Here is a 385-nt window from a genome sequence, read left to right as displayed (position 1 = left end):
TGCTCCCCACGCTTTCGCACCTCAGTGTCAGTATCAGTCCAGGTGGTCGCCTTCGCCACTGGTGTTCCTTCCTATATCTACGCATTTCACCGCTACACAGGAAATTCCACCACCCTCTACCATACTCTAGTCAGTCAGTTTTGAATGCAGTTCCCAGGTTGAGCCCGGGGATTTCACATCCAACTTAACAAACCACCTACGCGCGCTTTACGCCCAGTAATTCCGATTAACGCTTGCACCCTCTGTATTACCGCGGCTGCTGGCACAGAGTTAGCCGGTGCTTATTCTGTCGGTAACGTCAAAATTGCAGAGTATTAATCTACAACCCTTCCTCCCAACTTAAAGTGCTTTACAATCCGAAGACCTTCTTCACACACGCGGCATG

General features: G+C 50.1%; 1 rRNA gene. It reads right to left on the bottom strand.

Annotated elements, in window-relative coordinates:
• Positions 1 to 385, bottom strand: a 16S ribosomal RNA gene (locus tag FVP33_RS18965); the annotation flags it as partial.

The sequence above is a fragment of the Lacisediminihabitans profunda genome (genome assembly GCF_008040105.1).
GTDB classification, from domain to species: domain Bacteria; phylum Actinomycetota; class Actinomycetes; order Actinomycetales; family Microbacteriaceae; genus Lacisediminihabitans; species Lacisediminihabitans profunda.
Note: the sequence above shows the minus strand (reverse complement) of the source record. Positions and strands in the feature narration are given on the sequence as shown.